Here is a 21,870-nt window from a genome sequence, read left to right on the forward strand (position 1 = left end):
GGGCCCTGGGAAGGGTCCGGGCGCTCCGGCGTTCGGGGGTCCTACGTGGTGTAGAGGTTCTCGATATCGCCCGCGAACCGCTCGTGCACGACGTTGCGCTTGAGCTTCAGCGTCGGGGTGAGCTCGCCGCTCTCGACCGAGAACTCGGCAGCGAGGATCTTGAACTTGCGGATGGACTCGGCGCGGGAGACGGACTTGTTGGCCCTGTCCACGGCGTCCTGCACGGCGCCCACGAGGTCGCCGTCCTGGATCAGATCGGACACCGAGCCGGTCTTGCCGTGCTTCTCGGCCCAGCCCGGGAAGGTCTCCGGGTCGATGGTGACGAGGGCCGCGATGTAGCTGCGGTTGTCGCCCACGACGACGGCCTGGCTGATCAGCGGATCGGAGGAGAGCAGATCCTCGAGTTGCGACGGCGAGACGTTCTTGCCGCCGGCGGTGACGATCAGGTCCTTCTTCCGACCGGTGATGGACAGGTAGCCGTCCGGGTCGAGCTCGCCGATGTCGCCGGTGTGGTACCAGTCTCCGGTCCACGCGTCCTCGTTGGCCTGCGGGTTCTGCCAGTAGCCCTTGAACAGGGTCTTGGCCTTGGCCAGGACTTCGCCGTCCTCGGCGATCTGGATGGTCACGCCCGGGATCGGCTTGCCGACGGTGCCGATCTTGGCCGCGTTGATCGGGTTGACGGTGAGCACGCCCGAGGACTCGGTGAGGCCGTAGCCCTCGAGAAGGTCGAAGCCCGCACCGCGGTAGAAGTGGCCGAGGCGGGCGCCCAGGGGACCGCCGCCGGAGATGATGCGGTTGCACTCGCCGCCGAGGGCCTCGTGCAGCTTCGAGTACACGAGCTTGGCGAACAGCTTCTGCTTGAGCGCCAGGCCGGTCGACGGCTTGCCGCCGTTCTCGAGGGCCATGGAGTAGTCGATCGCGGTCTGGACAGCAGCCTTGAAGATCTTGGCCTTGGCGCCGCCCGCGGTCTCGGCCTTGGCGGCGGCGGAGTTGTAGACCTTCTCGAGCACGCGCGGGACCGAGACCAGAAACGTCGGGTGGATCTCGGCCAGGCGCTCGACGACCTTGGTCGTGTCGGGCTCGTGGGCCACGGCGACGCGCTTGTAGAAGCAGGCCACCTCGAGGATGCGGGCCAGCACGTGGGCGAGCGGGAGGAAGATCAGGGTGCGGCTGTTGGGGACGAACGCGTCCTGCAGGCGCTCCTCGACGGAGACGACGACGCCACCGAACCCGCCGTGCACGATCTCGCAGCCCTTGGGGTTGCCGGTGGTGCCGGAGGTGTAGATGATCGCGCAGGTGTCCTCGTGGCCCGTGGACAACGAGGCCGTTTCGAGCTCCTCGTCCGAGACGCCGGCCCCGGCCTCGCTGAGCTGGGCGATCAGGTCGTTCTCGATGACGAGGATGTCGCCCTTCCAGTCGGTCTCCGCGGTGAGCACCTCGCGAAGTTCGAGGTCCTCGACCACGGCGAGCGAGACGCCGGCGTCGGTGAGGATCCAGTTGCACTGGGCGGACGAGGAGGTCTCGTAGATCGGGACGGTGACGGCACCGACGGCCCACGCGGCCCAGGCGATGAGCGACCACTCGTAGCGGGTGTGGCTCATGATGGCGAGGCGATCACCGGTCTTGACGCCCTTGGCGATGAGGCCCTTGGCGACGCCCTTGACCTCCTCCAGGTACTGGGCGCAGGTGACCTCCTTCCAGTCACTGCCGACCAGCCGCAGCACGGCGACGTCGTTCGGTGCCTCCGCGGCGTTCGTGAACACGATTCGGCCGAGGTTCTGATCGGGGAAGGGCTTGGCGGGGGGCGGGCTGGCGAACTCGGTCGTCATCGCGATCCTTTAGGTCTTTGTGGCCTGTGTCACTGGCAAGTGTAGAGGTCCGCTCACGATCTGTGTCGAGCACGGTCTATCGGAAACCTTTTATGAGGCGCGCATCATGTTGTTGTGACGACGGTTACACTGGCGACATGTCCGCAGGTGCACGGCCCGCGGCCGCCACGATGGTGGCCCGGTCATGGGAGCGAAGCAGGCGACTGGGGATCGATCCGGAGCGCTCGGACCCGGTGGTCGACCTCCAGGGCGCCGCGCTGTCCGCGCATCGGGACGGCAACCGGATGTCGGCGGTGCTCCCGATCGTCGAGAAGGTCCTGGTCTCGGGGGTCGTGGACAGCGGCCATCTCGTGGCCGTGGCGGACGCCGACGGGCGCCTGCTGTGGCTGTACGGCAATCGGGGCGTCCGGACGAGAGCCGAACGCATGGCCTTCGTGCCCGGGGCCCTGTGGAGCGACGAGGTCGTGGGTGCGAACGCGCCCGGCCTGGCGCTTCGTCACGATGTCCCGGTGCGGGTCCGGGGTGAGGAGCACTACCTGGCACCCGCCCATTCGTGGAGTTGTTCGGCGGCGCCGGTGCACGACCCGATCACCGGCCGGGTGATCGGCGGCATCGATGTCACGGGCCGGGATTCCGCGGCGTCGGACGAGATGTTGGCCCTCGTCAGGGCGACCGTGCTGCTCGTCGAGTCGGAGCTGCGGGCCGCGATGTCGGGATCGTCGACGTGGACTGGGCGTACGTCCGGATCGTCGCGTCGCCTGTCCGTGCTGGGCACCCACCGGCCCGCGCTGGAGGGCCACGGGCCCGTCACCGGCCGCCACGCCGAGATCCTGCTGCTGCTGGCCGCATACCCCGAGGGATTGTCCGGTGGGGCGCTCGCGGAACTGCTCGCGGAGGGCAGGTTGGACGAGGTGAGTGTCCGCGCGGAACTGTCCCGGCTGCGTCGCGTGCTGGGTCCGGCGTCGATCGACTCGCGGCCGTACCGGCTCGACCCGGGGCTGCTCGGAACCGATGCCCATGAGGTCGAGGACCTGCTGGGGCGCGACGTCTCGGCCGCGGTGGCCGCCTACCGCGGACCCCTGCTCCCGGCCTCGGATGCGCCCGGGGTGGTGGAGCTGCGCGAGGGGCTGCACGCCCGGGTGCGGGCGGCGGTGCTCGCGGCCGGGTCGACGGAGGATCTGAGGGACTGGGTGGCCGGGCCGGGTCGCGACGATCCGGAGGCGTGGCGGGCCCTCTCCGTCGCGCCGGGGACGCCCCCGGCGAGCAGGTCGGCGGCGGCGTCGATGACCCGCGTTCTGGACGGGCGTCTGGGAGCGTGATGCGCGGGCGGCCCACGGGGCCTTGCTCGGCGCGATCCGGCGCCGGACCCGTCCGACCGGGCAGGTGCGACGGCGCCGCTCGGACGGTTGGGGCGCTCTGACCAGACGGGAGTCGTCGTAGGCCCGTTTCCGCACCTCGTTCGGCTGCGCATAGTGAGCCATGTCACACACACTGCCGCCGTCGCTCGACGGGGGCCCGCCGAGCAGGAGGCGCACATGGCGATCGAACTGAATCAGATCTGGGACATGCCGATCAAGGAGTTCCACCCCCTCCCCAAAGCACTGCTGGGCGTCGGGGCGCATGACATCCTCGGCGTGGAGGCCAAGAAGCTGGGCATGACCCGCGTGCTCATCATGACCACGGGCCTTCGCGGCTCGGGGATCATCGAGGAGCTCAAGGGAAAGATCGAGTACCAGGGCCTCGACGTGGTGGTCTTCGACAAGGTGGAGTCCAACCCGAAGGACTACAACGTCATGGACGCCGCCGCGCTGTACAACTCGGAGAAGTGCGACGGCATCATCTCGGTCGGTGGCGGCTCCAGCCACGACGCCGCCAAGGGCGCTCGAGTGGTGATCGCACACGACGGTCGCAACATCAACGAGTTCCAGGGCTTCTCGAAGTCGACCAACTTCGAGAACCCACCGCATATCGCGGTGTCCACCACGGCCGGCACCGGGGCCGAGACCTCGTGGGCGTACGTGATCACGGACACCTCGGACATGGACAACCCGCACAAGTGGGTCGCGTTCGATGACGCGAGCCTCGTCTCACTGGCCATGGACGACCCGCTCCTCTACTACTCCTGCCCCCAGCACTTCACCGCCTACTGCGGGTTCGACGTCCTCGCGCACTGCTCGGAGCCGTACGTGTCCCGGCTCGACTTCGCCCCGTCGCTGGGCAACGCGCTCTACGCGACCAAGCTCGTCGCGGACAACCTCGCGACGGCGGTTTACGATCCCCGTAACCTCGAGGCTCGGACCGGGATGATGAACGCCCAGTACATCGCGACGCAGGCGTTCAACTCGGGCGGGCTGGGGATGGTCCATTCTCTGTCCCACGCGATCAGCGCGTTCTACGACACGCACCACGGACTGAACAACGCGATCGCCCTGCCGCGGGTATGGGAGTACAACCTGCCGGCGCGCTACAAGCGCTACGCCGAGCTCGCGCCGCAGATGGGCGTGGACACGCGGAACATGAGCACCGTCCAGGCCGCCGACGCGGCGGTCGAGGCCGCGATCCGGCTCGCCAAGGACGTCGGCATCCCCGACAACTTCAGCCAGATCACCCCGGGTCTGTACGCGAAGAACCAGATGGGCACCGGCAAGTACGAGAACAAGGGCACGGTGATCGACACCTCGGCCGAGAGCGTCCGCAGGATCGCCGAGCACATGATGGAAGACGCGTGCACGCCCGGCAACCCGCGCGAGTCCACGGTCGAGTCGCTGATCCCGATGGTCGAGCACGCGATGACCGGCTCGTACTGACGCGGCCGGTACTCACGCGACCGGCACGGACGCACGAACCTCCCGGGGCGGGCGAGCGCAGACCCCCGCCCGCCCCGGTGAGCCCACACCCCACCAAGGCCGCACGGCCACCTGAAAGGACCCGTCAATGGACGTCACGAAGGTTCCCGAGGTCGACGAGGCGGGCCCCTCGGAGACCGTGATCGAGGTCGAGGCGCTGGAGGCGGCCCTCCGCGAGACCGGGTACATCATCGATCGCGAACTCGCGACGGTCGTGCACCTGGCGACCGTACTGGACCGGCCGCTGCTGCTGGAGGGTCCTGCCGGCGTGGGCAAGACCGAACTGGCCAAGTCACTGGCCGCCGCGTTCGGTCGCAGACTGGTCCGATTGCAGTGCTACGAGGGGCTCGACGACTCCCGCGCCCTGTACGAGTGGGACTACGCCAAGCAGCTGCTCCACGTCCAGATGCTGCGGGACCGGATCACCGGTGAGCTCGAGGGGTACGAGGACCTCGCGGCCGCGTCCGCCGCACTGGCGGGCATGGACGTGGGGATCCACGGCGAGGACTTCCTGGTCTCCCGGCCGCTGTTGGAGGCGATCACCTCCGAGGACCCGGTGGTCCTGCTCATCGACGAGATCGACCGGACCGAGGAGTCGCTCGAGGCGATGCTCCTCGAGGTGCTGGCGGAGAAGCAGGTGACGATCCCCGAACTCGGCACCTTCCGCGCGCGGACCATGCCCTGGGTGATCCTCACCTCGAACGACACACGCGAGCTCTCCGGCGCTCTGAAGCGTCGCTGCCTCCACTTCCACGTGGACTTCCCGGACACCGCGCGCGAGACGGAGATCGTCCGGTCCAGGGCCCCGGAGGTCCCCGCGTCCGTGGCGGCCGCGGTCGTGGAGAAGGCACGCCGACTGCGCGGCCTGCCGCTGCGCAAGGCGCCGTCGATCTCCGAGGTGGTGGACGCGGCCCGCGTGGCGTCGATACTCGGTGAGGACCGTCCGGAGCTGGGCGGTGCCCTCGTCGCGGCACTGCTGAAGTACCGATCCGACGCCGACCTCGCGCGTGAGGACCTCGGTGTCGGGGATGACCGCCTGGCAGAGCACCGACGCGACATGCGGGCCGCCGCCGACACGACCGGGGCGTCGACCTCCGCCGTGTTCGGCGCCGGGCGCGCCCACAGTGCGTCCGGCCGGTCAGCCGGGCCCCGGTGATGTCCACCCCGGTCTCGCCCTCCTACGTCCTCGACATCGTCGCGGTGACGTTCGGTCGACTCCTGCGGGAGCGCCGGGTGGAGATCTCGCCCGCCGAGGTGCTGGAGGTGCGGGCGGTCCTCGACGTGGTCGGGACCACCGACCGCGGCGTCCTGCGGTCGGCGCTGCGGTCCGTGGCGGTCAAGTACCAGCGGGAGAACCCGGGCTTCGACCGGGCGTTCGACCACTTCTTCGCCGGGGTCGACGCGGCCCGGACCGACGACGACGGCGAAGGACCCGGCGCCGCCGGACAGGTGGGGCGGCTGCCCGACGAGCTCGAACTGTCCGCGGACGACCCCTCGTCGTTCGCCCCCTCGGATCTGGACCCCGCGGAGATTGGCGACCTGGTCGAGGGGGAGGAGACGGCGAGGCGGGACGAGAGCATGCACTACGACGACTCGGATTTCTCCACCGCGACGGGCCAGGAGGAGTTCGCCGTCCAGGAGGGTGCCGACCGCTGGGAGTCCTCGGTCACGTACGAGATCGAGGTCGACCGTGCCTCGTCCGATCGGGCCGGCGAGATGGGGTCCTCGGCGATCTCGGTGTCGGGCGACGGAGCGCTGGAGTGGTCGGACGCGCTCGACATCCTCCGAACTCTCGACGGCTACGACGCGCGCCGGGTGTACTCGGAGCACGGTGCGGACGCCGGGGAGCTGACCACCGAACAGATGGGCATGTTCGTCGACGCGGTCGTCGCGTTCCTGGAGAGCGTCTCGGACGCCTCCGGCGACGGGCGCCCGGACGATCCGGAGGCCTCGCGCGCGCAGGACCGGGCGGGCCTCGGCGATCTGGAGCGGGCGAGTCACGAGGTGATGCGTCGGATCCGCGGTGCCCCCCGGCGGCGGTCGCGGGCGTTCGCCCACGGGGGGTTGGACTCCCGTGCGACGTTGCGCAGGGCGTGGGCGACGGACGGCGAGGCGTTCACGATCATGAACCGGTCACGGGTGCCCGGGCCGCTGAAGCTGGTCATCCTCGTCGACGTGTCGCTGTCCGTCCGACCCGTCACCGGCTTCGTGCTGCGTCTGGCGCAGAGTCTGCACCGGAAGGTGAACCGGTGCTCGGTCGTCGCCTTTGTCGACCGGCCCGTGGACGTCACCGATCGACTGCTGTCCTCGTCCGGCGACGACGCGCTGACCACCGTGCTGGCCGCGCCGGGGCTGGATCTCGAGGCGAGCAGCGACTACGGGCGGATGTTCACCGAGCTGCTCGATCGCCACGGCCATCTGGTGGACAAGCGAACCTCGGTGCTGGTCGTGGGGGACGGTCGCAGCAACGGACTCGACCCACGGACGGACCAGATGGCCGTTATCAGCCGGCGATCACATCGAGTCGCCTGGATAACCCCGGAGGCCAGGCGGTACTGGAACCAAGCCACCTGTGGCCTCGGATCATACGAACAGCACCTCGACGGGATCGTGACAGCCCGGGATCCCGCGGAACTGTCCGAACGGGCAGGTCTGTTGGGAAGTGCGCTCGGCTGAGTACCCGCCGGGCCTATCGTTGGCCCATGACCTCGGAGGCCCGCGTGGCGAAGTTCCACACGCCGGAGATCCTCTTCGGCTTCGGAGCTCTGCCCGAGGCGGCGACGGTCGCACTGGGACTGGGGGCACGTCGTCCACTTGTGGTGACCGATCCGGGACTGCAACGCACGCCGTGGCCTGACGTGGTGCTCGACGGGCTGCGGAGCCAAGGGGCGCGTCCGGTGGTGTGGTCGGACGTGTGCCCCAACCCCCGGGCGACGCAGGTGCTCAGCGGTGCCGAGACGTACCGCACCGCTGGGTGCGACGTGATCGTGGCGGTGGGCGGCGGCTCCGTCATCGACGCCGCCAAGGGGGTGGCGCTGGTCGTCTCCAACGGCGGGCACGTCCTCGAGTACGAGGGCGTCGACCGGGTCCGTCTGCCGCTGCCGCCGATAGTTGCCGTCTCGACGACCGCGGGCAGCGGCGCCGACGTCTCCCAGTTCTGCGTCATCAACGACGCGGACCGGGGGACCAAGGTGACCATCGCGAGCCGGTCCCTGGTCCCGGATGTCGCGGTCATCGACCCGGCCACCCACGCGACCGTTCCCGCCGACGCCAATGCGGCGGCCGCGATAGACGTGCTCTCGCACGGGGTGGAGGCTTATTTTTCGCGTGCCGCGGGCCCGCTGACCGATTCGCATGCCCTCCGTTCCGTCGCGTTGTGCGTGCACGCCCTCGACCGTCTGGCAGGAGGGGACGCACACAGTCGTGAGCAGCTGGAACAGATGGCGCTGGCCTCGCTCGAGGCTGGGATGGCGTTCAGCAACGCAGTGCTGGGCGCGGTCCATGCCATGAGTCACCCCGTTGGGGGACGGTACGACTCCACCCACGGACGGATCAACGGTGTGCTGCTGCCCCACGTGGTCCGGCACAACGGTGAGACGCTCACCCCGGGACGGGTCGAGGATCTCGTCCGGGCGGTCGGCATTCCCGCCAGCGCGCGGCCCACGATATCGGTGGACAGAATCGCGAACCGATTCCGGGACCTCGCCGACGGCATCGGTCTGCCGGGGGGCCTGGCCGATCTCGGGGTGCGGGCGGACGACATCCCGATCCTCACCGAGCACGCGATAGCTGACCTCTGTATGGCCACCAACCCGAGACCGGCCACCAGCCAGGACATCGACGGTCTCTACAGGGAGGCGTCATGACAGCCCCGGGGCCCGGTGCCGCGCCGAGGGACGAGGGGCCCACCGATCTGGACACCCTGCTGGGCCTGCGGTCGGTCAAGCGCAGCTTCTTCGACCAGTACCGCGAGGCCGAATCACGCCTTCGCAGGTCCATGCACGCGCTCGACCGGGTCTCCGGGGCGCTGGTGCGGACCGCTGAGGGGCCGGAGGCACTGGTGCGTTCGGTCCTGGGGGTCGCCTACGACCAGCTCGACTCGCACTGGGCACTCATGGCGATTCGAGACGGGCAGCTGCCCTCGGTCGAACCCCGTCATCTCATCATGGATCCAGGGGGACGGTTCGTGGCGTTCGAGGGCGGGGAGTTGTCTCCGGTGCCGGACGATGTTCCCAGCGACGTCGTCAACGCCCTCAATGCGGTACTGCGCGGGGGCGGTTCGGTGGAGCTCGCGGAGGTCAGCGGGCCGGACGCGGTGACGGTGCCGTTGGTACTCCACGGCGGCGTGATCGGGGGACTGGCGTCCTGGGGTCGAGCGGGCCGGCAGGCCGACGACATCGACTCCGTGGTCCTGAGGATCCTCGCCGCGCAGGCGGCGGTGGCGCTACAGAATTCCGTGCTGTTCCGGGACAAGGAGATGCTGCTCGCCCGGGCCGAGGAGGCATACGAGCAGGCCCGTGGTCACGTCGTGGAGCTGTCCCGCCGCAACTCCGAACTCGAGCTGGCGCAGCGGGAGCTCGACGCCGCGCACCGCCAACGGATCCTCGATGTCGAGCGTTCGAGGATGGCGCGGGAACTGCATGACAGCGTGTCCCAGCTCGTACTGGGGGCGGGCATGCATCTCCAGCTGGGGCTCGACGTCACCCCGCCCGACGAGGCACCCCGTCCGTTCCTCGACCAGGCGGCGCGGTTGACGGCCCAGGCCGTCGAGCAGTTGCGGTCGGTCATCTACGCACTGCGCACCATCGATGACGAGGACGGCCGACTGAGTCGCCTTATCGACGATCTGTGCAGGTTGCATGTGCCGTCGCACGTCGAGGCCGAGGTCGTCGTCGTTGGGGAGGAGGTCCCCACACCTCCCGAGGTCGAACACGAGATAGTCCGTATCGCGGGGGAGGCCCTGTCCAACGCGGCGAGGCACGCCGATGCGAGCCGGATGATCGTGACCGTGGAGTTCGGGGACGGGAATGTCGGTCTGACGGTGGAAGACGACGGAAAGGGACGCCCTGACGAGATGCGTCGCCTGCTCGAGCGGCCCCGGGTCGAGTCGCTGCACGGACACCACGGACTGGTGAACATGGCGGAGCGGACGGCGATGGTGGGCGGCCGGATCCGGATCACCGCGTCGGCCCTCGGCGGCGTGGCGATCGCGGTTGTCGTGCCCCACGTGCGTACCGAACCGGGGTCGACGGGAGCCGGGTCCCCGAGGCGGGGGGTGACGGGATGAGCACCGGGCCGATCAGTACCGTCCTCGTCGATGATCACGCCGTCTTGCGCGAGGGCGTCAGATTGATGCTCGAACGGGAGGCCGACATCACGGTGGTCGGCGAGGCGGCGACCGCGGATGACGCGCTGGGGGTGCTCCGCCGCACCCGGCCGGACGTCGCGGTGATCGACCTCAAGCTGGGCGCCGGGTCGGAACTCGACGGGCTCCGGCTGTGCGCGGCGGTCCGAGATCTGCTTCCCGACGTCGCGCCGCTGGTCCTCACCACGTTCCTCGACGAGGCGATCGTGGTACGCGCTGTCCGGGCCGGTGCCCGTGGGTACGTGGTGAAGAATGTGGACGTCACCGAGCTGGTCACCGCGATCCGGTCGGTGTCCGGGGGCCAGAGCGCCTTCGACCCCCGGACGGCCGCGATGGTCGTCGACACCCTCCGCGGCGGGGGTTCCACGCCCGAGATCCTGTCGGGTCGCGAGGTCGAGGTGCTCCGGCTCCTGGCCGAGGGTAAATCGAACAAGGAGATCGGAGTCGAGCTGTTCATCTCGGCCACCACGGCGAAGTTCCACATCAGCAACATCCTGCGCAAGCTCAAGGTCTCACGCCGCGCCGAGGCCGTGTATGTCGCGAGCCGGCAGGGTTTGCTCTGACCAAGGGGGCCGATCGCAGGGCGCGGCGGGGGCCAGGTCGATCACGAGCCATCCGCCGTGGTGCTCGTCGGTACGTGTTCGGATCGCGGCGCCACCCCGGTCGAGCGCGCGGACCCGGTCTCCGAGGTGTTCCAGCGCGGCGAGGTCGAAAGTCCGGACATGTCCGTACTGGGCGACGGCGACCTCCTCGAACGGGACGGCGATGACCAGACGCCTCCGGGCGAGCCGGAGCGACTCGCGGATGACATCCCACCCCGAGGTTTCGTCCAGGTGTTCCAGGACGTGGACCAGGTAGACGGTATCCGCCATCCCGGGTGCGAGCGGCGTGCCGCGGGCGTCCAGGCAGACCGTGGCCCGGGGAGCGTCCCCGTCGGGTGCGCAGGTCCGGAGCAGGCGGAGCACGGAGGGGTCCAGATCGCACGATATGGTCCGCACCCCCTCACGGGCCAACCGCAGGGACAGGAATCCAAAGCAGCACCCGATCTCCAGGGCACTGTCCCCGGCCTGCTCGCCGACCGCCCGGTCGTGGACGGGGGAGAACGGGCACGCCCCGCGGGCCAGTGCCGCGATCGAGGAGCGGTAGTAGGCGGACCAGCACTCCTGCCACGACCCGCTCCGGGAGGTGACGAGCGCGGTCACGGCCCGGTGGAATTCCTCGACGGTGCGCAGGACGCCCGTGTGGAGCAGGTCGCGCGCCATCGTGGGGATCACCGCCTCGCTGAGCTCGTCGTTGTCGAAGTCGTGCCCCAGGCACACCCGGTCGGCGTCCGCGTGGACGAGGAACGCGCCGAGTCGCCGGGCGGCGACGCCCGGGCCGCCCCGCGCCACGGAGATCTCCCTGGGGGCCCGGGGCGTCAGCATGGTGTCCATGCCCGCGGACGCTAGGTCGGCGCGGGCCGCACGGCGGGTCGAATCGACTGTGTTCCGGCAGGTCGACCGGGTACGGACCTGGCCGTTCGGACGGTCCGGCACGGCGGTCCGCGGCGTCGGCGTCAGATGCAACGTGCGTGCAACGTCCGGGGGAATAGTGTCGTGGCTCACAGTCGCCGACCGCAGGGGTCGGCGTCCCGAAGAACGCGAGAGGTGTCGACATGCCCGTCTTCTCCCAGCCCGGTTCCGCCGACGCGGTGATGTCCTACGAGAGCCGCTACGACCACTACATCGGCGGCGAGTGGGTCGCGCCGGTCAAGGGCGAGTACTTCGAGAACGTCGCCCCGCAGACCGGACAGGTCTTCTGCGAGGTCGGCCGCGGTACCGCGGAGGACATCGAGGCCGCGCTGGACGCGGCCTGGGCCGCTGCGCCGGCGTGGGGCGCGAGCTCCGCCACGGAGCGGTCGCTGGTCCTGCTCCGGATCGCCGATCGCATGGAGGAGAACCTCGAGAAGATCGCGCTCGCCGAGTCGTGGGACAACGGCAAGGCGATCCGCGAGTGCCTGGCGGCCGACATCCCGCTGGCGATCGACCACTTCCGCTACTTCGCCGGCGCGATCCGCGCCCAGGAGGGCGGCATCTCCGAGATCAACGGGGACACCGTCGCCTATCACTTCCAGGAGCCGCTCGGCGTGGTCGGCCAGATCATCCCGTGGAACTTCCCGATCCTCATGGCGGTCTGGAAGCTGGCCCCGGCCCTGGCCGCCGGCAACTGCGTGGTGCTCAAGCCGGCGGAGCAGACCCCGGCATCGATCCTGTTCCTGATGTCGGTCATCGGCGACCTGCTGCCGCCGGGCGTGATCAACGTGGTCAACGGCTTCGGCACCGAGGCCGGCAAGCCGCTCGCGTCCAACCCGCGCATCCGCAAGGTGGCCTTCACCGGCGAGACCACCACGGGCCGGCTGATCATGCAGTACGCGTCCGAGAACCTCATCCCGGTGACCCTCGAGCTCGGCGGCAAGAGCCCCAACATCTTCTTCGAGGACGTCATGGACGCCGACGACGACTTCCGTCAGTCCGCGCTCGAGGGCTTCGCGATGTTCGGCCTCAACCAGGGCGAGGTGTGTACGTGTCCCTCGCGCGCGCTGGTGCAGAAGTCGATCATCGATGACTTCACCGACCTCGCGATCGAGCGGGTCAGGCAGATCAAGACCGGAAATCCGCTCGACACCGAGACGATGATGGGCGCCCAGGCCTCGACCGACCAGCTCGAGAAGATCCTGTCCTACATCGACATCGGCAAGCAGGAGGGCGCCGACGTGCTCACCGGCGGCGGCCGCGCCGAGCTCGAGGGCGATCTCGCCGGCGGCTTCTACGTGGAGCCGACGGTCTTCCGCGGCCACAACAAGATGCGCCTGTTCCAGGAGGAGATCTTCGGCCCGGTGCTCTCCCTGAGCTCGTTCACCGACTTCGACGACGCCATGATGATCGCCAACGACACCCTCTACGGTCTCGGCGCCGGCGTGTGGTCGCGCAACGGCACCACCGCCTACCGGGCCGGCCGCACCATCCAGGCCGGCCGGGTGTGGACCAACACCTATCACCAGTACCCGGCCCACGCGGCGTTCGGCGGCTACAAGCAGTCCGGCATCGGGCGCGAGAACCACCGGATGATGCTCGACCACTACCAGCAGACCAAGTGCCTGCTCGTGGGCTACTCGGGCAAGCCCCAGGGCTTCTTCTGATCCAGCGCTTCTTCTGAGAGGAGACCGGTCATGGACGACGTCTGCGGATTGCCCTCGGGAGGGAGCGTGTCGATCGCGGCGCGGGCCCTCCCGCCCGAGGGGGCGCCGGCCGCGCTGCCGGCGCGCGTCGTGGTCACCGAGCCGGCCGCGCAGCTGATCCGCGAGCTGGTCGAGCGCCACGGGCCGGTGATGTTCCACCAGTCCGGCGGGTGCTGCGACGGTTCGGCGCCCATGTGCTACCCGGACGGGGAGTTCCGCGTGGGGCAGCGGGATGTCCTCGTGGGGGAGGTGGACCTGGCGCAGGGCGCCCGGGACGTACCGGCGGACGACGACGACGAGGCGCGCCTGAACTCGTCGTCGTCGACCCGGGTGCGCGTCTGGATCTCGGGCCCACAGTTCGACACCTGGAAGCACACGCAACTGGTGTTGGACGCGGTCCCGGGCAGGGGCTCGGGGTTCAGTCTCGAGAACCCGACCGGCAAGCGGTTCCTGTCGCGGGCGCGCACGTTCGATGAGCGGGAGCTGGCACTGCTGGAGGAGTTCCCGCCGAAGCTGGGCGGCGAGCTGGAGGACTGAGAGCGCCGTGCCGTGGCCGCCGGGAGCGCACCGGCCCGGGCCGATCCGCCCAGGCCGGTCGGCTTCCGGCGGTAGAGTCCATTCATGGATACCGACCGAGTGAACGCTGCCGACCCGCTCGACGTCGATGTCGAGTTCCTCACCGCCGACCTGCGCTCCGACCTGCTGCGACGCTGGAACGACCCGCAGCGGCGCTACCACAACGAGACGCACCTGCGTGCTGTGCTCCGGGCGATCGACGCCCTCGAGGCGGACGGTGAATCCTTCGACGGGACCGCGGTCCGCCTGGCCGCGTGGTGCCACACAGCGGAGTTCGATCCCACGGAGTCGGAGAACAACGAGAAGTCGGCGGTGTGGGTCGAGCGGAAGCTTGATCCGGCCGCGCCCGTCGAGGAGGTCGCGCGGCTCGTCCGACTGATGGGCGGGCACCGCGTGGAGGCCGGGGATCCCAACGGCTCGGTCCTGTCGGATGCCGACCTGGTGGTGCTGGGGTCGGACCCGGAGACCTACGACGCCTACACCCACGACGTGCGGCACGAGTACGCGCACGTGCCGGGGGACCGGTTCGTCGCGGGGCGGATCGCCGCGCTGGAGGGCCTGCTCGAACGCAGGTCGGTGTACCTGACCCGGGCGGGACGCGACGCGTGGGAGCGCCAGGCGCACGCCAACCTCAATCGCGAGCTCGGGCTGCTGCGGGCGGGTCTCGGCGAGGACTGATCCCAGCCCGCGCATGGCTGCCGTCGAGAAGAGGGTTTCGTACACTCGCTTCTCGGGAAACGCGTGCGAAAGACTCTTCGCGACGAATGGCTGCCGGATCCCGGCCGCCGGTCAGACCCCGGGCGGCCGGGCTGCGTCGGTGTATTCGGCCACGCCGTTGGCGACCATGATCTCGGTGATGGCCTCCACGTCGGCCTCGCCGGGCAGGCCCCAGCCCGCCTCGTAGCCGTAGATCTCGGCCAGCGAGGTCGAATCGCGGGTGCCTCGGGCCAGTTCCACATCGGTCGGGCCGATCAGTGCCGGGTGCGGGACACCGACCGCGCCGGAGACCTTGATCAGCTCACGGCGCAGGGAACGGATGTAGTTGGCGCAGCGCTCGGCCATCGAGGTGGGATCGACGCCCCGGATGAGCCACGGGTTCTGGGTGGCCACGCCGGTCGGACAGCCGCCGGTGTGACACTGCTGGGCCTGGATGCACCCCACCGAGAGCATCGGCTCCCGGGCCACGTTGATCATGTCGACGCCGAGCGCGAACGCGACCACGGCATTCTCGGGAATGCCGAGCTTGCCCGAGCCCATGAACACCACGTCGTCGGTGAGCCCGGCCTCGGCGAAGATCGAGTAGACGCGGGGGAAGCCGAGCCGGAACGGCAGTGACACGGCGTCGGAGAACACGAGCGGGCCGGCACCGGTCCCGCCCTCGCCGCCGTCGATCGTGATGAAGTCGACGCCACGCTCGCGAGGGATCATCGCATCGGCCAGATCCTCCCAGAACCCTGTGTCGCCCACGGCGGACTTGATGCCCACCGGCAGCCCGGTGCGGTCGGCGATGTCCTCCACCAGATCGAGGAGTGAGTCCACGTCGTGGAAGGCGGTGTGGCGGGACGGGCTGGCGCAGTCCTCGCCCATGGGGATCCCGCGCAGCTGCGAGACTTCCTCGGTGATCTTCGCCGCCGGCAGCAGCCCGCCGAGACCCGGCTTGGCGCCCTGGCTGAGCTTGATCTCGATCGCCCGGATGGGATTCTTCTCGGTGACCGCGACGAGCTTGTCGATGTCGAAGCGCCCGTCGGCGTCCCGGCAGCCGAAGTAGGCGGTGCCGATCTGATAGATGAGGTCGGCGCCGTTCTGGTGGTACGGGCTCAGCCCGCCCTCCCCGGTGTTGTGCAGGGCTCCGGCGAGGGCTGCTCCGCGGTTGAGCGCCTCCACCGCGGGCGCGGAGAGGGCGCCGTAGCTCATGCCGGAGATGGTCACGAAGGAGTCGGGACGGAAGGCGCGGGCGCGGCCGCGGGCCCCGCCGAGGATCTTGGCGGGCGGGGTGGGCAGGAACTCGCCGGAGTGGATATGGGCGGACAGCGAGACGTCGCTGAAGGTCCGCTGCTTGACCAGGGGGTATCCCTCGAGGAACTCGACGTCGTTGTCCGTGCCGAATCCGAACGTGGTGGCCCGGCCCTCGGCGGACTCGTAGACCCAGTCCCGCTGGTTGCGGGTGAACGGGCGCTCCTCGTCGTTGCCCGCGACGATGTACTGCCGCAACTCCGGTCCGATCGAGGTCAGCGCCATGCGGGCGTGGCCCAGGATCGGGAAGGTCCGCAGGATCGGATACCGCGTCTGCCGCAGGTCTGCGGCCGCGACCGCGGCCAGCGCGGCCAGCGGTGCGCCGAGGAGCCACTTGCGCAAGGGAGCCTCCTGGAGGGGGTCCGGGAACGACGAGTCCTCATTCTGGCCCACTCGGAGGGGCCCTGTCCGGCGGCTCGCGGGACCGGCTCGCCGAGCGTCAGGGTAGGACGCGGGAGACGACCTCGGCGGAGACGGCATCGAGCAGCGGACCGGCGTTGGCTATGGAGCGCTTGATGTCCGGCTCCTTCTCGGTGAGCGCGGCGGCGGTGACGAACCCGGCGGCGGCCACACGGTCCGCCTCCAGGTCCAGGCGGCCACACACGGCCACCACGGGGACGCCGTGAGTGCGGCAGAGCGAGGCCACGCCCAGCGGGGTCTTGCCGTGCATGGTCTGGTCATCCAGTCGTCCCTCGCCGGTGACCACCAGGTCCGCGGCCGAGACCACGTCCTCCAACCCGGTCAGGGTGCCGAGTACCTCGAATCCGGGGTCGAGTGATGCCCCGAGCAGCTCGCGGGCGATGAACCCCACCCCGCCTGCGGCGCCGGAGCCGGGGGCGTCCGGGTCGACGTCCAGGCCCTGGTTCCGCAGGACCTCGACCAGCCGGGCGAGCCCGGCCTCCAGGCTGTCGACCTCCTCTGGGGAGGCGCCCTTCTGTGGCGCGTAGACGCGGGCGGCGCCCAGTGGGCCGAGCAGGGGATTGTCGACGTCGCAGGCCACGAGGACGCGGGCGGCCCGCACCGCGGGGTCGAGGCCGTCCAGGTCGACGGTCGCAAGCCGCCGGAGCGCGCCGCCGCCGTCGGGGAGCTCGTTTCCGTCTGAGTCGAGGAACCGCACGCCGAGGGCGGACAGCATGCCGGTGCCGCCGTCGGTGGAGGCGCTGCCACCGATGCCCAGGTGGATGTTGCCACGGCCGGAGCGCAGGGCCTCCAGCATGACCTCTCCGACGCCGCGGCTGGACGCCTCGAGTGGCCGGGGGACGCCTCCGGGCAGTCGGAGCAGCCCGCATGCGTCGGCCATCTCCACGAACGCGGTATCCGGGTCGATGGCGGCGAACGAGGTCTCGACCGGTTCGCCGGTGGGGCCGGAGGCGGTGACCGGCACCGGGCGTGCCCCACCGGCGACCATCACCTCGAGGCTCCCCCCGCCGCCGTCGGCGACCGGGCGTTCGACCACGTCCGTGTCGGGGTGCGCACGGCGGGCGCCCTCGGCCGCGTGATGGCAGGCCTCGATAGCGGTGAGTGAGCCCTTGAAGGCCCCGCAGGCCACGACGATCGTCACCCCTGCATCATCCCCCATGAGTGTCGGCGAACACACGACGGCCCGGGATCGTGACCGAAAGCGGTGGTCGCGATCCCGGGCCGTGCTGCACCGGGGGAGGTGCGGGTATGAGGTCGGCCGAACCGGCCGGTGGTCGTCTTAGACCGCGACCTCGTCGGCGCCGGAGCTCAGGCCGGCGAGCGAGCCGGTGTCGATCGAACCGGTCTCCTCCGCCTCGTCGTCGGTGGCCGTGGTGTCGTCCTCGGAGGACGCGGCGGAGCCGGTGTCCGTGTCGGTCTCGGCCGCGGCGGCCACGTCCTCATTCTCCTCGCTGCTGCCCGGCAGCGAGCCGGTGTCGAGCGAGCCGGTCTCCTCGGCGTCGTCGGTGGCGTCCTCGTCCGCGGAGCCCGAGCCGGTGCCACCGTCGACCAGGTCACTGCCGGTGTTCGGGGAGACGCCGAGGCTGCCGAGCTCGACCGAACCCGGGTTCGGGGTCTCGGCGTCGAGATTGACATTGAGGGCCAGGCTGCCCGCGTCGAGCGCCAGGTCCGTGCCGAGGGCGCCCTCAAGGCTGCCGTCCTCACCCGTGAGGTCGGACAGGCTGCCCTCCTCGCCGGCGAGGTTCTCGAGGCTGGCGGTGGGGCCCTCGGGCGTGGTGGCGTCCTGCGCGGCGGCGAGGCCCGGGAATGCGATGGCGGCACCGATGCCGAACGCGCCGACGGCGGCGATCTTCGCGGTGGTCCGGTTGGTGGTCTTGCGGTGGGTGTTCGTCACTGCTGAACGTCTCCGATCTGCATTGACCACGATGTGTCTCATCGCGGGCATCCCGGCCGTGTGGCTGGGGTGCGTCGGCGACACTACAAGTGACATCTGGGCATGTCAGCCCCCGATTTGTTCAGTGGCGCTTCAGGTAACAGTTCGGTGATGTGGTGCACCGCAGCGTGTGCCCGGACCGGCGGCGGGAGGCGTCGCGCCTGCCTAGGGTGGGTCCATGGACACCTCCGATCGTCCGGACCGCCAGTCGTGGGGGCCTCCCGTCGTGGTGGAGACCCACGGGGCGCTCATCTTCCTCTGTGGTGACAAGGCTCACAAAGTACGCAAACCGATCGATCTGGGCTTCCTCGACAACCGCACCGTGCGGGCGCGCGCGGAGCAGAGCCGACGGGAGGTGGAACTGGGCCGTCGGCTCGCCCCGGACGTGTATCTCGGTGTGTTGCAGGTGCGCCGGCCCCGCTCGCCCGATGGGCAGGACGACGACAACGACGACGAGATCATCGACCACGTCGTGGAGATGCGCCGACTCCCGGAGCGGGAGAGCCTCGCCTGGCTGGTGCGGGAGCGGGAGGCCGGCGCGTCCCGGGTCGGCGATACGGACATCGTGGGTGGCCTGGGCGAGGTGGCCCGGCAGGTCGCGCGTCTGCACGCGGACAGCCACCGCACGCCGGAGATCGACGCGGCGGGCGACCCGGGCGTGGTGGGTGGTCTCTGGACGGAGTCGCTCGAGCACCTGCGCGGACTGAGCGTGGGCGAGGACGCGCCGGGGATCGTTGACGACATCGCGGACCTCGCCGGCGCCTACCTGCGTGGCCGCGGTCCGCTGCTGCGAGCACGGATCGAGGAGGGCCGGGTCGTGGACGGCCACGGGGATCTACTGGCCGCGGACGTCTACCTGACCGGCGACGGACCGCGGATCATCGACTGCCTCGAGTTCGACGACCGGCTCCGTTTCGGGGACGCCGTGTTGGACATCGGGTTCCTGGCCATGGATCTCGACCGGTCGGGGGCGACCGACCTCGCCGTCGTCGTCCTCGAGGCCTATCGCGAGGCCTCCGGCGACGACGCGCCGGCGTCACTCGTGCACCACTACATGGCGTATCGCGCGCTCGTGCGCGCCAAGGTCGCCGCGATCCGCGCCGCGCAGACGGACTCCGGCGGCGCTGACGCCCGCCTCGCGGTGGAGTTGGCCGCCCGGGCCGTCGACGGCCTGCTGCGGGCGCGCGTGCGGCTGGTGCTGGTGGGCGGGGTCTCCGGCTCCGGTAAGTCGACGGTCGCCGCGCCCCTGGCGGCCGCGCTGGGCGCCGAGCTGGTGCGCTCGGACCTCGTGCGCTCGGACCCGATGCGATCGGACGTGGCGCGGCGCGAGGGCGGGGAGGGCCGCTATTCGCCGGAGGCGATCGCGGCCGTCTACGCCGAGATGCTCGACCGCGCGGCCGGCCACCTCGCGCTGGGACGCAGCGTGGTGCTGGATGCCACGTGGCTCGAGCCGCGGCGGCGGGCCGAGGCCGAGACGGTGGCCGCCGACGCCCATGCCGAGCTCGTGGAGATCTCGTGCACCGCACCCCGCGACGAGCTGGCGCGGCGGGTCACCGACCGGGCCCGGGCGGGAACGGACCCGTCCGAGGCGACGGTCGAGGTGCTCGACGCCCAGCTGGCGGACAGGGCGCCGTGGCCCGAGGCGGTCGAGCTGGACACCACCGCGCTGGACGGCCGCGACGGCGACGCGGTCCGGCGGTGGGCCGAGCGCGAGTTGGGCCCGCTGCCCTGGGTATGACCCGCCGGGTCAGATGATCTGCCGCCGATGTCGTCAGGGGGCCGGCATGTGACCGGGCGGGCGGGGGATGGATGTCACGAACTGCATGGACCGGTACGGCCAGCCGGCCGGCCCGGCCGCCGAATCGTGGGTGTTCCACTGGCTCACCACGACGTGCCACTGCTCCGGCGTGGAGCCCGGGATCGGGCAGCCGCAGTACAACTGGGCCACGCGGGCGGGGCCGGAGGCCGGGTCGGTGCCGTCGGACTCGTCGCCCCACGCGCTGCCCGGCAGCAGCGTGGCGTGGGCCGTCACCGAGCGGTCCAGCAGGTCCGACCCGATCTGCGAGAACGTCAGGCAGTCGATCCGGTAGTGCTCCGCGTTGAAGTACGTGAGGGTCCAGAAGTCCTCGCAGCGCCGCAGATACATCTCGCCGATGCGGCCCGGCAGCACGATGGTCGTGGGGTTGCCCCAGTCCCAACGGCCGTCCTTGAAACCGTAGGTCTGCCAGTGCCCGGTGCTCGGGTCGTCGAGGTGCTCCTCGCGCACGCGCATCAGGATGGCGCCCTTGTCGCGCTGGAAGCCGGTCGACATGACGTACACCCAGCCGTCGCCGCCTCGCTCCCACGTCCACAACTGGCGGTGGCCGCCCTCGAGCCGGGGCGAGAACTCGGCGCCCGTCGGCTCCCACGTGCGGCCGTCATCGGTGGAGCGGTGGATCTGCGTGCGGGTGACCGTGCCGAGCCCCTCGTTGACCATGACGTGCAGGTACATGGTGTCGCCGATGGTCAGCACGTCGCTCGGCAGGACGGTCGAACAGCCGCGGCCGTGCACGTAGCCGAGGAGCTGCGACGCGTAGTCGCGCGGACCCGGGCCGGCGGCGTCCGCCCACTCGATGCCGGCGGCCGGATCGGCGGTGTCGGAGAACAGCCCGACGGGGGAGCGCCAGTCCGGGTTGCCGGGCCCGGGCCGGTCGTCGGTCGTGGGCACGCACTGCGCGATCCCCGGATGCGGTTTGCCGACGTGCGGGGCGCCCATCCCCGCACCGGCGAAGGTGTCCCCGAACACGGCGAGCAGTCGCCCGGAGGGGGTCCGGGCGACGATTCCCAGGTCTGTGCCCTCCATGCCGAACCGGGTGGTGATCCCGGGACCGCTCAGATCACGGACCTTGCGGGTCGCGGTCGAGGGCGCGGCGGGGGCCTGCGGCGTCTCCGTCATAAAGCAGACGCTACCGCGGTAGCGCGTGACGGGGACCGACTCCGGCCGAGGTTCGGCGGGGGTGGTCGGCGGGGCTGCAGGTGTGGAGCGGAGACCTCCGAGGCCGGAGGCGGGCGGTCGTTGTCGGGTCACAGAAATTTTCAGTGCAGTCCACACATGTCGATTGCGGAGGCGTATGGTCTTGCTCGTGACCCACCCATTCGCGCGGGCCGGGAGGGAACTCGTCCCCGGCCACTGGTTCGGCTCCGCCGCCGTGCTGGCCCTCGGGTGCGCGCTCGCCCTGACCGTCGTGGGGTTCGGGCACGGCGTCCCGCTGGCGATCGCGGTCTTCGCGGCCATCGCCGCGGTGGCGCTGTGGAATTCCCCGCTCCGGGTGGCCGGGCACGTGCCGCTGGATGCGGTCCGTAGCCGGGCCGACTCCGACTCCGAGAAGGCCGTGGTGGTTCTCTGGCGTCCGGGCTGCGCCTACTCGTCGGCGCTGCGCCGCCGGGCCGCCCGTGAGGGCCTCGAGGTCCACTGGGTGAACATCTGGCGCGACGAGGACGCCTACGAGCTGTGTCGCAGCATCAACCGTGGCTCCGAGGAGACGCCCACGGCCATGGTGCTCGACCCCCGGGTCGGCGGCCCCGTCGTCATCCCGGCCTCGGTCCCCGGGATCCGCGAGGCCACCGCAGCCCGCTCCCTGCCGTCCCGGCGGGCGCCCCGTCTGGGCTGAAAAGCCTTGTGTCCCTTCGCT

At 70.6% G+C, this 21,870-nt stretch carries 18 protein-coding genes; 12 read left to right on the plus strand and 6 right to left on the minus strand.

Annotated features, from left to right (window positions below; all coding sequences use genetic code 11):
• Positions 1–41: 41 nt before the first annotated feature.
• Positions 42–1,829, minus strand: coding sequence for an AMP-dependent synthetase/ligase (locus tag ACWIE7_RS02380; RefSeq protein ID WP_452099757.1), 1,788 nt, complete (start codon positions 1,827–1,829; stop codon positions 42–44).
• Between the two features lie 137 nt (positions 1,830–1,966).
• Here ACWIE7_RS02380 and ACWIE7_RS02385 point away from each other — a divergent pair, with 137 nt between their 5' ends.
• The 7 genes from ACWIE7_RS02385 to ACWIE7_RS02415 all read left to right on the plus strand — a co-directional run bounded on the left by ACWIE7_RS02385 (position 1,967) and on the right by ACWIE7_RS02415 (position 10,603).
• Entirely contained in the window at positions 1,967–3,148 is a 1,182-nt protein-coding gene (locus ACWIE7_RS02385) for a GAF domain-containing protein (RefSeq protein ID WP_452099758.1), read from the plus strand.
• 216 nt (positions 3,149–3,364) lie between these two features.
• The gene (mdo, locus tag ACWIE7_RS02390) at positions 3,365–4,636 is read left to right on the plus strand and encodes an NDMA-dependent methanol dehydrogenase (RefSeq protein WP_452099759.1); all 1,272 of its coding nucleotides are present in this window, start codon (positions 3,365–3,367) and stop codon (positions 4,634–4,636) included.
• 127 nt (positions 4,637–4,763) lie between these two features.
• Positions 4,764–5,831 (plus strand): MadB family AAA-type ATPase, encoded by a 1,068-nt coding sequence (locus ACWIE7_RS02395; protein WP_454068511.1) that lies wholly within the window; start codon positions 4,764–4,766, stop codon positions 5,829–5,831.
• Positions 5,831–7,351, plus strand: coding sequence for a VWA domain-containing protein (locus ACWIE7_RS02400; RefSeq protein ID WP_452099825.1), 1,521 nt, complete (start codon positions 5,831–5,833; stop codon positions 7,349–7,351). The genes ACWIE7_RS02395 and ACWIE7_RS02400 overlap by 1 nt, the downstream gene beginning before the upstream one ends.
• Positions 7,352–7,377: 26 nt before the next feature.
• Complete coding sequence (locus tag ACWIE7_RS02405) at positions 7,378–8,541, plus strand: iron-containing alcohol dehydrogenase (protein ID WP_454068512.1); 1,164 nt, start codon at positions 7,378–7,380, stop codon at positions 8,539–8,541.
• Positions 8,538–9,962 (plus strand): sensor histidine kinase, encoded by a 1,425-nt coding sequence (locus ACWIE7_RS02410; RefSeq protein WP_454068513.1) that lies wholly within the window; start codon positions 8,538–8,540, stop codon positions 9,960–9,962. The genes ACWIE7_RS02405 and ACWIE7_RS02410 overlap by 4 nt, the downstream gene beginning before the upstream one ends.
• A complete protein-coding gene (locus ACWIE7_RS02415; RefSeq protein WP_454057367.1) occupies positions 9,959–10,603 on the plus strand; it encodes a MadR family response regulator transcription factor in 645 nt (214 codons plus the stop codon). Before ACWIE7_RS02410 ends, ACWIE7_RS02415 begins: the two co-directional genes overlap by 4 nt.
• On the opposite strand, the gene mftM is transcribed toward ACWIE7_RS02415, so the two are convergent.
• Positions 10,553–11,473 carry a mycofactocin oligosaccharide methyltransferase MftM gene (gene mftM, locus ACWIE7_RS02420; RefSeq protein ID WP_454068514.1) on the minus strand — a complete coding sequence of 307 codons (921 nt, stop codon included), beginning with the start codon at positions 11,471–11,473 and terminating at the stop codon, positions 10,553–10,555. The two genes, ACWIE7_RS02415 and mftM, sit on opposite strands and share 51 nt — an antisense overlap.
• Before the next feature lie 221 nt (positions 11,474–11,694).
• On the opposite strand from mftM, the gene exaC reads away from it, so the two are divergent.
• The 3 genes from exaC (at position 11,695) to ACWIE7_RS02435 (ending at position 14,511) form a co-directional block, all read left to right on the plus strand.
• Positions 11,695–13,218, plus strand: a complete 1,524-nt coding sequence (exaC, locus tag ACWIE7_RS02425) for an acetaldehyde dehydrogenase ExaC (RefSeq protein WP_452099765.1) — start codon at positions 11,695–11,697, stop codon at positions 13,216–13,218.
• A 30-nt stretch (positions 13,219–13,248) separates the two neighbouring features.
• A complete protein-coding gene (locus ACWIE7_RS02430) occupies positions 13,249–13,794 on the plus strand; it encodes a DUF779 domain-containing protein (protein WP_454068515.1) in 546 nt (181 codons plus the stop codon).
• Between the two features lie 84 nt (positions 13,795–13,878).
• On the plus strand, positions 13,879–14,511 hold the full coding sequence (locus ACWIE7_RS02435) for an HD domain-containing protein (protein ID WP_452099767.1): 633 nt from the start codon (positions 13,879–13,881) through the stop codon (positions 14,509–14,511).
• A 111-nt stretch (positions 14,512–14,622) separates the two neighbouring features.
• Here ACWIE7_RS02435 and ACWIE7_RS02440 read toward each other — a convergent pair whose 3' ends face one another.
• The 3 genes from ACWIE7_RS02440 to ACWIE7_RS02450 all read right to left on the minus strand — a co-directional run bounded on the left by ACWIE7_RS02440 (position 14,623) and on the right by ACWIE7_RS02450 (position 18,160).
• A complete protein-coding gene (locus ACWIE7_RS02440; protein WP_452099768.1) occupies positions 14,623–16,188 on the minus strand; it encodes a glutamate synthase-related protein in 1,566 nt (521 codons plus the stop codon).
• Positions 16,189–16,285: 97 nt separating this feature from the next.
• Positions 16,286–17,407 carry a glycerate kinase gene (locus tag ACWIE7_RS02445; protein ID WP_452099769.1) on the minus strand — a complete coding sequence of 374 codons (1,122 nt, stop codon included), beginning with the start codon at positions 17,405–17,407 and terminating at the stop codon, positions 16,286–16,288.
• 138 nt (positions 17,408–17,545) lie between these two features.
• Positions 17,546–18,160: a hypothetical protein gene (locus ACWIE7_RS02450; RefSeq protein ID WP_452099770.1), complete on the minus strand. Its 615-nt coding sequence runs from the start codon at positions 18,158–18,160 to the stop codon at positions 17,546–17,548.
• Positions 18,161–18,377: 217 nt separating this feature from the next.
• Here ACWIE7_RS02450 and ACWIE7_RS02455 point away from each other — a divergent pair, with 217 nt between their 5' ends.
• Entirely contained in the window at positions 18,378–19,937 is a 1,560-nt protein-coding gene (locus ACWIE7_RS02455; protein WP_454057366.1) for an AAA family ATPase, read from the plus strand.
• Between the two features lie 33 nt (positions 19,938–19,970).
• Here ACWIE7_RS02455 and ACWIE7_RS02460 read toward each other — a convergent pair whose 3' ends face one another.
• A complete protein-coding gene (locus ACWIE7_RS02460; RefSeq protein ID WP_454068516.1) occupies positions 19,971–21,134 on the minus strand; it encodes a DUF4185 domain-containing protein in 1,164 nt (387 codons plus the stop codon).
• Positions 21,135–21,321: 187 nt separating this feature from the next.
• On the opposite strand from ACWIE7_RS02460, the gene ACWIE7_RS02465 reads away from it, so the two are divergent.
• Positions 21,322–21,849 carry a hypothetical protein gene (locus ACWIE7_RS02465; RefSeq protein ID WP_454068517.1) on the plus strand — a complete coding sequence of 176 codons (528 nt, stop codon included), beginning with the start codon at positions 21,322–21,324 and terminating at the stop codon, positions 21,847–21,849.
• The last annotated feature ends 21 nt before the right edge of the window (positions 21,850–21,870 follow it).

The sequence above is a fragment of the Dietzia sp. NPDC055343 genome (assembly GCF_053645265.1).